This is a genomic window from Sphingomonas sp. NFR04 (assembly GCF_900114095.1).
Taxonomy (GTDB): Bacteria; Pseudomonadota; Alphaproteobacteria; order Sphingomonadales; family Sphingomonadaceae; genus Sphingomonas.
Window position 1 is genome coordinate 646,748 of record NZ_FORV01000002.1, and the last position, 13,516, is coordinate 660,263.

Sequence of the window (13,516 nt, forward strand, 5' to 3'; positions counted from 1 at the left end):
ACGGACATGGCGGCGAGCGTGGCGCGGTTCGCCGCCATGGGTACGCGGGTCGAGCTGCACCTGTTCGGCTGCGACGACCCCGCCCCACTCGCCGCCGCCAAGGCTGCGATCCTTTCGGTGGAGGACGCGCTGACGATCCACCGCCCCTCCCCCGCAACGGCGCTCAACGACGCGCTTTCCAGCGGCGGAAGCGCGGTGGTGGACGATCCGCTGCTCTTCGCCGCACTGGTGCAGGTGGATGCGCTGTGGCGCGAGACCGGCGGGCTGTTCGACCCCAGCCTCGGCGACTGGTCTTCGCTTACGATGGATCGCAACGGCCGCCGGGTCTCGACGTCGCGCCCGCTGGCTCTCGACTTCGGCGGCTTCGGCAAGGGCTATGCGCTGGACCACGCGGTCGTCGCGCTGCGTGCAATGGGCGTGAGCTCGGCGCTGCTTTCCGCCGGTGAAAGCTCGATTGCGGTGCTCGGCCCGCACCCGCTCGGCGGCGGCTGGCCGCTCGCCGTCCCCCACCCCGAGGACGAGGGTGCCTGGCTGGTCGAGCTCGAGCTGCAGGACGCATCGCTGTCGATCTCGTCCACCACCGGTGCCGGCGCCGCCAAACCGGGCCGCGCGGCGATGGTTCGGCCCGCCGATGGCGCGATCGTCGCCGCGCCTGCCACTGCCGTCGCGGCCGCCGCGACCGGCGCGGAAGCCGAGGCGCTGAGTACCGCGCTGCTCGTCGCCAACCCCGCGGCACGCAACCGGCTGCGTGCTGCCGCCCCCGATAGCCGTTTTCTCTTTCCCCATGCCGCGCCCGTCGGCGCCGAGCGAGCACTGGAACCTACCGCATGACCGACGACGATTTCGCGCTGTCCCGCCGCACCTTCCTCGACCGGGTGCTGCTTGCCTCCGCAGGCGTGGGGATGAGCGTTGCCGCCCCCTGGGCGGCCCGCGCGGCCGAAGATGTCGCCAAGGGTCCGCGCGTCCGCATCGGCGTGATCGGCACCGGCGATCGCGGCCGCACGCTGATCCAGAACCTCAACAAGACGCGCAACTGCACCGTCGCCGCGCTGTGCGATACTTTCGAGCCGCACATGGCCAAGGCGCGCGCCTATGTGCCGGCGAACACGCCGATCTTCACCGATCATCGCAAGATGCTCGACGCCAAGCAGATCGACGCCGTGGTGATCGCCACCCCGCTCGACCTCCATGCCCGCCACACCATGGATGCGCTCGACGCGGGCTATCCCGTGTTCTGCGAGAAGGCGATGGCGCGGACGATCGCCGATTGCGGCGCGATGGTCACCCGCGCCCGTGCACGCGGCAAGATCCTGCAGATCGGCCACCAGCGGCTGTTCAACCCGACCTATCTGAACGCGCTCAAGCGCGCCCAGGCCGGCGAGATCGGCCCGATCACCCAGATCCGTGCCAGCTGGCACCGCAACCGCAGCTGGCGCCGCCAGATCCCTGCGGGCGGCACCGAGCGCGAGATCAACTGGCGGCTGTATCGCGACCGTTCGGCCGGGCTGATGACCGAGCTGGCGACGCACCAGCTCCAGGTCGCCAACTGGTTCATGGGCGGCGTCCCCACCCGGGTCATGGGATCGGGCAGCATCTGCTTCTGGAAGGACGGCCGCGACGTCTATGATCAGGTCGCCCTGATCTACGATTATTCGGATGGCCGGAAGGTGATCTACACCTCGATGCTCAACAATGCCCGCTATGGCTGCGAGGAGCAGATCCAGGGCAGCAAGGGCACGATCGAACCCGAGCTCGGCCGCATCTATCAGGAGGTCCAGCCGGGCGCGGTGCCCGCCCTCGCCCGCATGCGCGCCGACGTGCAGGCCGGCCGCAAGAACACCGTGCCGATCGGCGGCGCTACCTGGTTCCCCGAACTGCCGGTCACCACGCCGGGCGACTCGCTCGGCTGGGGCGAATATGACGAGACGATGCTCCAGTTCGAGGGTTTCGGCGAAGCCGTGCGCAGCGGCAAGGAAGTGCCCGGCCTGCTCGCCCAGGCTTATTATGCCAGCGTCGCCTCGCTGCTCGGCGAGCAGGCGATCGACCAGGGCAAGGCGCTCGCCTGGCCGACCGACCTCGTCACCTTCTGACCTTCTCCCAAAGGGAAACACCCATGGACATGATCGATCGCCGCCTGCTCCTCGCCAGCGCCGGGCTTATCGGCGCCGGGCTCGCCGGCTCGGCCCGCGCCCAATCGACCGCGCAGGGCAACGGCGTCTCCGCCAATGCCGCGCCGACCGGGCCGGACCCGAGCGCCAAGGACCGCATCCGCTTCGCCGTGATCGGGCTCGACCACTCCCACATCTATGCGATCACCGACGCGCTGATCCGCGGCGGCGGCACGCTGGTGGCGGTGCATGCGAGCGATCCCAAGCAGCTGGTCCCCTTCCGCGCCCGCTATGGCGACGTGAAGGTCGCGCGCAGCGAGGCCGAGATCCTCGACGACAAGAGCGTCCAGGTGGTCGCCAGCGCGTCCATCCCCAACCTCCGCGCGCCGCTTGGCGTGCGGGTGATGCGCGCGGGCAAGGACTTCCTCTCGGACAAGCCGGGCATCACCAGCCTCGCCCAGCTTGCCGAGGTGCGCCGCACGATCGCCGAGACCAAGCGCAAGTTCGCGATCATGTATTCGGAGCGGCTCGAGGTGCGCGCGGCGGTGAAGGCGGGCGAGCTGGTCCATGCCGGGGCGATCGGCCGCGTGGTGCAGACGATCAACATCGCCCCGCACCGGGTGAGCGCGCCGAGTCGTCCCGAATGGTTCTGGGACGTTGCCAATTACGGCGGCATCCTCACCGATATCGGCAGCCACCAGGCCGACCAGTTCGTCTTCTACACCGGCTCCACCGAGGCGCATATCGTCGCCTCGCAGGTCGGCAACTTCGCCACGCCGAACCATCCGAAGTTCCAGGACTTCGGCGACATGATGATGACCGGCAATGGCGGCACCGGCTATGTCCGCGTCGACTGGTACACGCCGGACGGCCTGCCGACCTGGGGCGACGGCCGCGTCTTCATCCTCGGCACCGAGGGCTATATCGAGCTGCGCAAGTACGTCGACATCCAGGGCCGCCCGGGCGGCAACCACCTGTTCATGGCCGACCGCAAGGGCACGCGCTACATCGATTGCAACGACGTGCCGCTGCCGTTCGGCCCGCAGTTCGTCACCGATGTGGTCCAGCGCACCGAGGTCGCGCAGAACCAGGCGCAGGCGCTGCTCGCCGCCGAGCTGGTGCTGACCGCGCAGGACAAGGCGCGGACGCTCGCGGGCGGACAGCGGCCGCCGGTACAGGGCGGCTGACGAAAGCGTGGGTGGAGGGGAAGGTCTGCTCCGGAGCGGACCTTCCCGACCTCCCCGGCGGCAGTGCCGCCATGCATCTGATCGGCTTCGAAAATAGGTCTGATGCGCCGCCATGCCGGCGCGCCTGCAGCCAGCGATCCCCGCTTCCGCCGGCACCCGAGGGCGCACCCGCCACCACTCCGTTCCGGACCAAGTTCCCCTTTTCCGACCGCGCCCAGCCGGGCATTGAAGGGGTGAACATAGCAGAAACATGCAAACCCTCCGCGCTACCACCGCCCGCCGATGTTTTCGGCTGGCGTGCGTATCGAGCGTGCGAAGCGCCGGAGACATTCTGGTCAAGGGTGGGTGCACATGACGACATTGGGACACGACGCCTTGGAACATGTCGCGCCGGGCCCGGCTGTCGAGCCGCCCGACGCTGCACGGCCGACGCGCCACCCGCATCACCCCGCCGCGCCCCTTCCGGCCACCGGCCGTGCCGCGCCCTCCATCCCCGATGCGACGGCCGCGCACGCGGCGATCGTCGCACGCGCGGTGCCCCTGTTGGAGCGTGCCGGCCTGGAAGGCGATACCGCACCGGCGCCGCACGACGGGCCGACACCCGCACTGGACGCCGTTCGCACCCGCGACCTGTTCGTCCAGATCCTGATTGCGGACGCGCTGCTCGACGCCGATCTCGATGCGCGGCATCCGGTGATCGAAACCACGGTGCGGCAGATCGTCCGCCACCGCCAGGCGGCCGACCGGGCGCGTCGGGCCGGGGCCGACCGCTATCATGATCTGTCGGGTGACGTGGACGAACTCGCGCAGATCCTGCTCCTGTTTGCGCGGCTCAGCCGGCGGGACCTGATTGCCGCGCATTGCGCGCCGCCGCTCGCGGTGCTGCTCGCCTATGCGGAGGCGGATGGCGTGCTCCCCACCTGGGTCCTGCCCAACAACGACGCAGCCGATGCGGTCGAGACGGTGGCCACGCTCGTCTATGCGCTCGCGCGCTGGGACGCGCGGCGGTTCCTTGGCATGATCGTCGCCGCCGCCCGCTGGGTGGCCGATCGCCAGCAGCCGGACGGCAGTTGGGCCTCTGCGGCGGGGATCGATCCCCATCACGGCACCTGGCTGGCGCTGCGCCTGCTCGGTGCGGTGATGCCCAACCATCCCGCGGTCGCGCGCGGCGCCCGTTTCCTCCACGCGAACCGTAGCGCCGGCAGCGGCTGGGGATGCGAGGGTACCGATCCGCTCGCCACCGCGCTGGCCGTGCTGGCGCTACGGGCCACGCGCACCGAGCTGCCGCACGGATTGGTGCGCGAAGCGCGTGCCATCCTGACGCCCGGCGCCGAAGGCTGGCAGGCGCGGCCGCTGCTGCGCTTCACCCGCACGGCCACCGGCCTGCCGGTTCTGGTCGATCACGGCAGCAGCGCGGTGACGGCGCTGTTCGCCTTGAAAGCCAGTGAAGCGCTGGAGCCTGTCCGCTCCCGCTGATCCGCCGCCAAGACATGTAGCTGAAAGGAGAGATGACCCCCGTCGAAACCCCGAGGCGACGTTCACCGAAATTTATGGCTCTTTCGGCAAACCAGGCAGTCAAATCAAAAGCTTGGAAAAGGAGAGGACCCGATATGTCGAAATGGGCATTGTTGCTGTCCGCTGGCGTGCTCGCGCTGGCCGCGCCCGCGGCGGCGCAGGATCTGCGCGGATCCGCCGCCAATACCCCGCCCGCGGCTGAAAACGACTCGCCCAATTCGGCGGACATCGTCGTCACCGCTACCCGCCGTTCCGAGCGGCTGTCCAACGTGCCGATCGCGGTGTCGGCCTTCGGCCAGGCGGCGCTGCAGAATTCGGGCGCGACCGACATCCGCCAGATGACGCAGATCGCGCCTTCGCTGCTGGTCTCCTCCACCGGCTCCGAAGCCAATGCCGCCGCCCGCGTACGCGGCATCGGCACGGTCGGCGACAATCCGGGCCTCGAAAGCTCGGTCGCGGTGTTCATCGACGGGATCTATCGCAGCCGCACCGGATCGGGCCTCAACGACATGGGCGAGATCGAGCGGATCGAAGTGCTGCGCGGGCCGCAGGGCACGCTCTCCGGCCGCAACTCCTCGGCGGGCGCGATCAGCATCTACACCAAGCTGCCCGAGTTCAAGTTCGGCGGGTTCGCCGAGGCGACCTATGGCAATTTCGACGCCGTCCGCCTGTCCGGCGCGCTGACCGGCCCGCTGGTCAAGGACGTGGTCGCCTTTCGCCTCGACGGCGTCTATTCGAAGCGCGACGGCTATCTCCACGACGTCGTCAACAATATCGACTATAACGATCGCAACCGCTATTTCGTCCGTGGCCAGCTGTTGTTCACGGTCAATCCCGATCTCGGGATCCGTCTGATCGCCGACTATACCCATCGCAACGAGAAATGCTGCGGCGCGGTCTATATGGACACGCGCGAGAAGCTGGACCCCACGCCCGGCAAGCCCGGCGACTTCTCGATCAATCCGGCGGGCAACCGCATCACCGCGATCCTGCGCAGCCTGGGCGGCGTGCTGCCGAGCGAGGGCAACCCCTATAACCGCCAGATCGCGCTCACGCCCGGCCGCGCCTATGCCAACCTCACTACCGACTATGGCCTCTCGGCCCGGGTCCGCTGGAACCTGGGCGCAACCCAGCTGACCTCGCTCACCGCCTATCGCGAGTACAAGTCGGCCGGCGCCGGCGACATCGACTATGGCAATGTCGACATCGCCTACCGCCCGAACGACGGCAACGCCTATCGCCAGTTCCACACCTTCAGCCATGAGAGCCGCTTCTCGGGCACGATCCTGGGCGACAAGCTCGACTGGCTGGTCGGCGGCTATTACGCGCACGAGAAATTGCGCGTGGCGGACAATCTGCGCTTCGGCACCCAGTACGGCGCCTTCGCCGCCTGCCGCATGGTGGCGACGATCAACCCGGCCGCCGCGCTGCGCGACCCCAGCCGCCCCGGCTGCCTCAGCGCCGCCGGTCGCGCGGTGCTCACCCCGGCAGTGGGCCCGCAGATCATCGGCGGCATCGACCGGCTGAGCACGCTCAACGATCTCGGCTCGACGCTCGACCTGTACGACCAGACCAGCGAGAACTGGGCCTTCTTCACCCACAATATCTACAAGCTGACCCATACGCTCAGCTTCACCCTCGGCGCGCGCTACACGCATGAGAGCAAGTCGCTCCAGGCGTCGTTCAACAACAACAACACCGTCTGCCCCGCGCAGCAGGCGGCGATGGCGCCGCTGCTCGCCAGCACCAATGCAACGCTCCAGTCGCTGGCCGGCGGCATCGTCACGCTGACCTGCACCGGCAACTCCACCTCGGCGCTGACCGGGGTGCCCTTCGCGGACAAGTTCAAGGAAGGCCAGCTGACCGGCACCGCGGTGCTCTCGTGGAAGCCGGCGGAGAGCACGCTCTTCTATGCCTCCTATGCGCGCGGCTACAAGGCGGGCGGGTACAATCTCGATCGCTCGGACTTGTCGGCAACGGTGTTCGCCACCCCGCGCCAGTCGGCCGTCACCAACCTGCGCTTCGATCCCGAGACGGTGAACGCCTTTGAGATCGGCGCCAAGTACAGCGCGCGCCACATCACCGCGAACATGGCGCTGTACCGCTCCGAGTTCACCAACTTCCAGCTCAACACCTTCAACGGCACCAGCTACATCGTCCAGAATATCGGCGGCTGCAGCACCGCGCTGAACGGTGCCGACCGCGACAACAGCTCGGCGACGGGTGCCTGCACCGGCAGCGTCGGCAAGGGCGTGGTGACACAAGGGATCGAGCTCGAGCTCGGCTTCTATCCGACTTCCACCTTCACCGTGAACCTCGGCTACACGCTGGCCGATGCCAAATACCAGCACGACCTGGTCGGCTCCAAGGCGGGCGAGCCGCTGAATTCGGCGCTGTTCCTGCTCCCCGGCAGCCAGATGTCCAACGCGCCGCGCAACACGGTGACCAGCGCGGTGACCTGGACCCCGCCGATCGGCACCAACGGCATGACCGCGCTGTTCTATGTCGATGGCCGCATGACCAGCGACTACAACACCGGATCGGACCTGTTCGTCGAGAAGCTGCAGGACGGCTTCGTCACGATGAACGCGCGCATCGGCGTGCGTGGGCCGGACGAGAAATGGGCGGTGGAGCTGTGGGCGCAGAACCTTCTCGACACCAACTATCAGCAGGTCGCGTTCAACCTGCCCTTCCAGGGCGCGGGCAGCCGTTCGCAGGTGCAAGCGTTCGGTGCGCCGAGCTTTGCCGTCGGCAACGCGATGTTCGGCTCCTTCTTGGCCGAACCGCGCACCTACGGGCTGACGGTGCGCACGCGATTCTGAGGGCGCCTGGCCGGGAGGCGCATCGCCGTCTCCCGGTCAGGTCGTGAACGCATAAACGACCGCTGTCGGTAACCGGCCTGAATGTCCGAGTTTGGTGGAAAGCGGTCATTCAACGTTCGCGCAGGCGGTCAGACGCTCCCGCTCAGCTCAAAGCAAGCTCACATAGTTTGCGAAGTGCGAGCAACCTTCGGATCGACAACCTCCGGCCCGATTTGTTGATCTGCAACACTCCACTCGAAAATCCGGCCATTAGCGCGGTTGATGGCGTACCAGCCCATTAGCGTACTACGAATTCCGTCGCACTCGCGATGGCTATGTATCGCCATAATGTAAAAACCCCGGGGACTATCGCGCAACGAGGCAACGTCGCAGAACGCAAAATTTTTAACTGGAATCCGGTGAGCAGAACTCACGCGATTCTTAATTGCGGCACACGCTGAAGCCTTGCTCCGGACCGGATACGCAGTTGCCGACGACGCCGGGACAGCGCTGCCGATTGCGCTTGATAAGGCAAGAGCTGCGGCCATGAAGGCGTCGAAGTGTCTCATTTGCTCAGTTTAGAGCAGAGCCCAATGTCTGAAAATGGGGTACTTTCGGTCATTCGGTGCGATCAGGGCCGGAATGGCGGAAAGTGGTGGAATGCAGTCGTTACAGAATCTCATCTTGGCGAGCGCATGCGTCAACGGGTGACACCACCTCGGAAATGCTTAATGATTTCCTCGCGCATTCTGAGCGCGGTAAAGAGGTGGGATGATGAAAATCATGAAGATTTTGCTTGCATGGGCCTGCACCATGCTTCTCGGCAGCCCTGCACTCGCATCGAAACATTTCGCGTCTTGCGAGGCGCCAAATCCCTGCACGGCTTATGGACGCGAAACTATCGACGGGAGGATTCCCGACGATGGCCGGTCCTACATTTTCCGAGCAAAAGTGACTGCGGGTGTTCCCGTCGTGATCAGCGGCCCGAACGAGGTGCAAACGTTCAATCTCTTTCGAGGTGATTTGGCAGAGTGGGATGGCAACTGGAACGTACCGTTCACCTACACCGGACCGGTGCTGAACGCGTCCCTGTCAGACGCGGACTGGTCGGTCTATGACTGGTTCTTCAAGCCGGGGGTTCTCCCGTATGACAATTGCAGCCAGCCAGGTCCGATCGGTGCACTTTGCGGACGTCATACGAACTGGTTCTGGAACGCAGGGGGAATTTACTCCACGGGATCGGACGAAGAACCGTTCATGTTCTCCCTGGAGCTCATCGCCGTACCGGAGCCGTCCTCCTGGGCGCTTCTGATTGCTGGAGTAGCGATGGTCGGTGCTACGGTGCGCCGCAGAAGCGGATCGACGCGAACCCTAGTGCGCGCCGGGTAAAATGGTCTGTGCGAACGATCGTGGTGCTGATCTACCGTGCCATGATCGAGAGCTTGCTCGCTGGCGCGATTGGTGCGGTGGTTCGGCGGCCTCCTGATCGTCCGCATATGGGCGGTTTCGGACTTTCAAATTCATGATTCGACAACCTGGTCGCGCCGGTTTCACGAAGCCTGCACGCCCGTGCAAATAGAAGATATGGATCGACCGGAAGTCGGCAGGTAACAAGCGTCTCCGGCGCCTGCATTCACGAGGCTGCGGGGCCTACTGGGGGACCAAGGAATGCTGCCTATTGGCTTTGGCGTGCTGCTGATTGCATCGCCGCTCCAGCATGTGCCTGCCACGCTAGCCCCGCGTCCATGTGACGTTACTGCCGCCAAAGACATCGGCACCGTGCAGCACGTGCTGAGCGAGCGGCTTGTCGATATCTTCCGGCGAGCGCGTGACGAGGGATGGCAGCAGGATTCCACGCTCAAACGGCTCGTAGATCCGAACGCCGCGTTCGATCTCGGCGCGGGCGATGTCGGCCGCGCGATGAGCGTCGGCACCACCGGTGCACGGAACATGAGCATCGCGATGCCGGGCACGTCGTTCCGCTACACGCGCTGGACGTCCATCCCGATGCCGGCGGACGCCTGCGCCGAACAACAGGTGACCGTCGACTTTTTCGATCCCGCCACGGGCGATGTCGCGCGCGTCGAGGGAAGCTTTCGCGGCGGCATCTTGCTGTCCGCCAAGGGCTGGATGCACGCAGAAGTCAGCGGGAAGCGCTGAAGGCTCAGCCCGCGACCTTCGCCAGCAGCCGCTCGATCCCCACCACCGCTTCGGGCTCGTCGAGGGCCGGCGCATGGCCCACCCCCGGCACCGTCACCAGCTCGGCACCGGGTACCCGCGCAACCATCTTCTCCGCCGTCTCGGCGCGCAGGATGTCCGAGCGTTCGCCGCGCACCACCAGCAGCGGACGGCCGGCAAGCGCATCGATCGTCGGCCACATGTCCGGCCCGGCCTCGTTGCCCGGCACGCGGAACGGCTCGGCGATCTTCATGTCATAGTCGAGCACGATGCGGCCCTGGCTGTTCACCCGGTGGAGCCGCTTGGCCATCGCCAGCCAGTCCTCGATCGCATGGTCCGGATACACATCGGCATTCGCCTCGGCGACGCCGCGCGCCGCGTGCATCCAGGTGGGGTACCAGACCTGCTTGCCGACATAGGTGCGGATCCGCGCCAGTCCCGCCGGGTTCAGCTCCGGCCCGACATCGTTCAGCACCGCGCCGGCCAGCTTGCCGCCGTCGGTCGCCGCGAGCAGCATCGTCACGATGCCGCCGAGCGAGGTGCCCACCGCGACGAACTTCTCGATCTTCAGCTCGGCGAGCAGCGCCTCGACATCCTGCAGATAGACCAGCGGCACATAGGTCATCGGGTCCTTGGCATAGGCGCTCTCGCCGCGGCCGCGAAACTCGACGCAGAGCACCCGCCACTCGCCCGAGAAGCGCTCGGCCAGGTCGGCGAAGTCGCGCGCGTTGCGGGTGAGGCCGGGGAAGCAGAGCAGCGGCGGGCGGTCGGCGCGGCCCGGATAGTCGCGATAATGCAAGCGCAGGCCGTCTTTCGACCACCAAACGCCATCGGAGTAGTTGCGCCGAGCATCCATCGCGCCCCATATCGCCGCATGGCCTTCGCTCCGCAACAGGCGATCCTCGAACTCGGGGATGGCTTCTACGATCCGGTGGTGCCCGCGCGCTTCCCCCAGACGATCCTCCGCTTCCGCAACGACCGCGCCGCCGCGACCGTCGGACTGGAGGGGCTGAGCGATGCCGAATGGCTCGCCCATTTCGCCCGGTTCGAGCCGCTCCAGGGCAGCCTGCCCCAGCCGCTGGCGCTGCGCTATCACGGCCACCAGTTCCGCGTGTACAATCCCGAGATCGGCGACGGCCGCGGCTTCCTGTTCGCGCAGATGACCGACGATGCCGGCCGGCTGATGGATCTCGGCACCAAGGGATCGGGCCAGACGCCGTACAGCCGCTTCGGCGACGGCCGCCTGACGCTGAAGGGCGGCGTGCGCGAGATCCTTGCCACCGAGATGCTGGAGGCGCTGGGCGTCGAGACCAGCCGCACCTTCTCGCTGGTCGAGACCGGCGAATCGCTCCACCGGGGCGACGAGCCCTCACCCACCCGTTCCGCGGTGCTGGTGCGGCTCAACCATGGCCATATCCGCATCGGCGTGTTCCAGCGGCTCGCCTATTTCCAGGATGTGGAAGCGCTGCGGAAGCTCACTGCCTATGTGCTCCGCCATTATTTCGGCGAGCAGGACGGGCCGGACGCGCCCGAGCGGCTGCTCGCCCATGTCGTCGCCCGCACCGCGCGGATGGCGGGGCAGTTCATGGCAGCCGGGTTCGTCCACGGGGTGCTCAACAGCGACAATATCAACGTCACCGGCGAGAGCTTCGACTATGGCCCCTGGCGCTTCGCCCCCAGCTGGGCGGCGAACTTCACCGCGGCCTATTTCGACCAGAACGGCCTCTATGCTTTCGGTCGCCAGCCCGAGGCGATCTATTGGGACGTGATGCAGCTCGCCATTTCGCTGCGCCTGATCGCGGAGGAAGCGCCGTTGATCGCCGCGCTGGAGGGCTTCGCCCCCGCCTATCACCGCGAGGAGGCGAACGCCGTGCTCTGGCGGCTCGGCGTCCAGCCGCGTGACGAGGCCAGCGACCGCGCGCTCACCGAAGCGGTGGAGGTGGCGCTCAACCAGACCGGCACGCTGCTCCACCGTTTCTATTTCGACGCGTTCGGCGGCAAGCTGCCCGAGAGCTATGGCGCCGAATTCGCCGAGGTGCGCAGTCGCCTCGCCGACTATCGTCCCCGCGAGGCCCGCGACCACGCCTATTGGCGCGGCGAGCCCTGCGCGATGCTGATCGACGAGGTCGAATCGCTCTGGTCCGCCATCGCCGAGCGCGACGACTGGGCGCCGCTCACCGCCAAGGTGCAGGCGATCCGCGAGATGGGCGAGGCTCTGGCCTAGCGCCGCGAAATCGGGCAAAGCGATCGTAACAGGGGCAACGAACCAGAAAACAGAAGGCCCATGCCGGACCAGGAACTCCTTTCGACCGAACCCGCGACGGGCGCCGTGCTGTGGCGTCACCCGATCGGGGATGCCGACACCGAAGTCGCGATCGCCCGCGCCAGTTGGGCAGCTTGGGCCGCACGCCCGCTCGCCGTACGGATCGAGGCGCTGCGCCGCTTCGCCAATGTCGTGCGACAACGGGCCGATGCCTTCACCGACCTGCTCGCCCGCGAGACCGGCAAGCCGCTCTGGGAAGCGCGCACCGAGGTCGAGACGGTGATCGCCAAGGTCGATATCTCGGTCACCAGCTATTCGGAGCGCACCGGCCAGCGCCGGATCGAAGCGCCGATGAACACGCGGCTCGCGCTGCGGCACAAGCCGCACGGCGTGCTGGCGGTGCTGGGCCCCTATAACTTCCCGGCGCATCTGCCCAACGGCCATATCGTGCCCGCGCTGCTCGCCGGCAACGCGGTGGTGTTCAAGCCCTCCGAAAAGACGCCTGCCAGCGGCGCCTTCCTCGTCGACTGCTTCCATGCCGCCGGCATCCCCGAAGGCTGTATCCGCCTGCTGATCGGCGGGCCGGATCAGGGCAAGGCATTGGCCAGCCACCCGGACATCGACGGGCTGCTGTTCACCGGCTCGGCGAACACCGGCATCGCGCTCAACCGCCAGTTCGCCGCGCGGCCGGAGAAGATCCTCGCGCTGGAGATGGGCGGCAACAACCCCATCGTCGTTTGGAATACGCCGGACCTCTATTCGGCCGCGGTGCTGGTGGTGCAGTCCGCCTTCACCACCGCCGGCCAGCGCTGCACCGCCGCGCGCCGGCTGATCGTCGACGAGAAATTGTTCGAGCCGCTGATGGCGGAGCTCAACAAGCTGATCGGCCGCCTGATCATCGGCGAGCCGCACGCCGATCCCCAACCCTTCATGGGCCCGGTGATCGACAACAATACCGCCGACATGCTGACCGAGAGCTTCCTGACGCTCTCCACCATGGGCGGCCGCCCGCTGCGCCACATGGAGCGGCTGATCGAGAACCGCCCCTTCCTCACCCCCGGCATGGTCGACATGACCGAGGCGCGGGAGAAGGTGGATGTCGAGCTGTTCGGCCCGATCCTCCAGGTGTTCCGCAAGGCGAGCTTCGAGGAGGCAATCGCCGAGGCGAACGACACCCGCTACGGCCTCTCCGCGAGCCTGGTGAGCCAGGATCCGCGACTCTACGACCAGTTCTGGGCCAACATCCGCGCCGGCATCGTCAACTGGAACAAGCCGACCAACGGCGCCTCCTCGGCGGCGCCGTTCGGCGGCGTCGGCTGGTCGGGTAACCACCGCCCCAGCGCCTATTATGCGGCGGACTATTGCGCCTATCCGGTGGTCTCCTCGGAATCCGAGCAGGCGCGCGCGGCGATGGGCGTGGGGCTGCGCGACGCCTGACGCTCTGCGTTAGGCTTTTCGCAACCC

10 protein-coding genes are annotated in these 13,516 nt (G+C 67.1%); 9 read left to right on the top strand and 1 reads right to left on the bottom strand.

All coding sequences use genetic code 11. The features are described 5' to 3' along the window. Positions 1–6: 6 nt before the first annotated feature. The 7 genes from BM009_RS09170 (at position 7) to BM009_RS09200 (ending at position 9,771) form a co-directional block, all read left to right on the top strand. A complete protein-coding gene (locus tag BM009_RS09170) occupies positions 7–831 on the top strand; it encodes an FAD:protein FMN transferase (RefSeq protein ID WP_254772211.1) in 825 nt (274 codons plus the stop codon). Further along, positions 828–2,090, top strand: coding sequence for a Gfo/Idh/MocA family protein (locus BM009_RS09175; RefSeq protein ID WP_093295557.1), 1,263 nt, complete (start codon positions 828–830; stop codon positions 2,088–2,090). The genes BM009_RS09170 and BM009_RS09175 overlap by 4 nt, the downstream gene beginning before the upstream one ends. Before the next feature lie 23 nt (positions 2,091–2,113). Beyond that, on the top strand, positions 2,114–3,295 hold the full coding sequence (locus tag BM009_RS09180) for a Gfo/Idh/MocA family protein (protein ID WP_093295559.1): 1,182 nt from the start codon (positions 2,114–2,116) through the stop codon (positions 3,293–3,295). Between the two features lie 351 nt (positions 3,296–3,646). Further along, positions 3,647–4,771 (top strand): prenyltransferase/squalene oxidase repeat-containing protein, encoded by a 1,125-nt coding sequence (locus BM009_RS09185; RefSeq protein ID WP_139216579.1) that lies wholly within the window; start codon positions 3,647–3,649, stop codon positions 4,769–4,771. 134 nt (positions 4,772–4,905) lie between these two features. Beyond that, complete coding sequence (locus tag BM009_RS09190) at positions 4,906–7,632, top strand: TonB-dependent receptor (RefSeq protein ID WP_093295562.1); 2,727 nt, start codon at positions 4,906–4,908, stop codon at positions 7,630–7,632. 750 nt (positions 7,633–8,382) lie between these two features. Beyond that, entirely contained in the window at positions 8,383–9,000 is a 618-nt protein-coding gene (locus tag BM009_RS09195; protein ID WP_093295563.1) for a PEPxxWA-CTERM sorting domain-containing protein, read from the top strand. 279 nt (positions 9,001–9,279) lie between these two features. Beyond that, positions 9,280–9,771, top strand: a complete 492-nt coding sequence (locus BM009_RS09200) for a hypothetical protein (protein WP_093295565.1) — start codon at positions 9,280–9,282, stop codon at positions 9,769–9,771. Positions 9,772–9,775: 4 nt separating this feature from the next. Here the strand turns inward: BM009_RS09200 and BM009_RS09205 are convergent, their stop codons facing one another. Further along, positions 9,776–10,645, bottom strand: a complete 870-nt coding sequence (locus BM009_RS09205) for an alpha/beta fold hydrolase (protein ID WP_093295861.1) — start codon at positions 10,643–10,645, stop codon at positions 9,776–9,778. Positions 10,646–10,663: 18 nt separating this feature from the next. Here BM009_RS09205 and BM009_RS09210 point away from each other — a divergent pair, with 18 nt between their 5' ends. Both BM009_RS09210 and astD read left to right on the top strand, forming a co-directional pair. Further along, on the top strand, positions 10,664–12,013 hold the full coding sequence (locus BM009_RS09210; protein WP_093295566.1) for a protein adenylyltransferase SelO family protein: 1,350 nt from the start codon (positions 10,664–10,666) through the stop codon (positions 12,011–12,013). 60 nt (positions 12,014–12,073) lie between these two features. Beyond that, complete coding sequence (gene astD / locus BM009_RS09215) at positions 12,074–13,489, top strand: succinylglutamate-semialdehyde dehydrogenase (RefSeq protein ID WP_093295568.1); 1,416 nt, start codon at positions 12,074–12,076, stop codon at positions 13,487–13,489. The last annotated feature ends 27 nt before the right edge of the window (positions 13,490–13,516 follow it).

Coding starts and splice junctions, on each gene's coding strand:
- BM009_RS09170 (WP_254772211.1), top strand. CDS start 7: ATGGCGGCGAGCGTGGCGCGGTTCGCCGCCATGGGTACGCGGGTCGAG.
- BM009_RS09175 (WP_093295557.1), top strand. CDS start 828: ATGACCGACGACGATTTCGCGCTGTCCCGCCGCACCTTCCTCGACCGG.
- BM009_RS09180 (WP_093295559.1), top strand. CDS start 2,114: ATGGACATGATCGATCGCCGCCTGCTCCTCGCCAGCGCCGGGCTTATC.
- BM009_RS09185 (WP_139216579.1), top strand. CDS start 3,647: ATGACGACATTGGGACACGACGCCTTGGAACATGTCGCGCCGGGCCCG.
- BM009_RS09190 (WP_093295562.1), top strand. CDS start 4,906: ATGTCGAAATGGGCATTGTTGCTGTCCGCTGGCGTGCTCGCGCTGGCC.
- BM009_RS09195 (WP_093295563.1), top strand. CDS start 8,383: ATGATGAAAATCATGAAGATTTTGCTTGCATGGGCCTGCACCATGCTT.
- BM009_RS09200 (WP_093295565.1), top strand. CDS start 9,280: ATGCTGCCTATTGGCTTTGGCGTGCTGCTGATTGCATCGCCGCTCCAG.
- BM009_RS09205 (WP_093295861.1), bottom strand. CDS start 10,645: ATGGATGCTCGGCGCAACTACTCCGATGGCGTTTGGTGGTCGAAAGAC.
- BM009_RS09210 (WP_093295566.1), top strand. CDS start 10,664: ATGGCCTTCGCTCCGCAACAGGCGATCCTCGAACTCGGGGATGGCTTC.
- astD (WP_093295568.1), top strand. CDS start 12,074: ATGCCGGACCAGGAACTCCTTTCGACCGAACCCGCGACGGGCGCCGTG.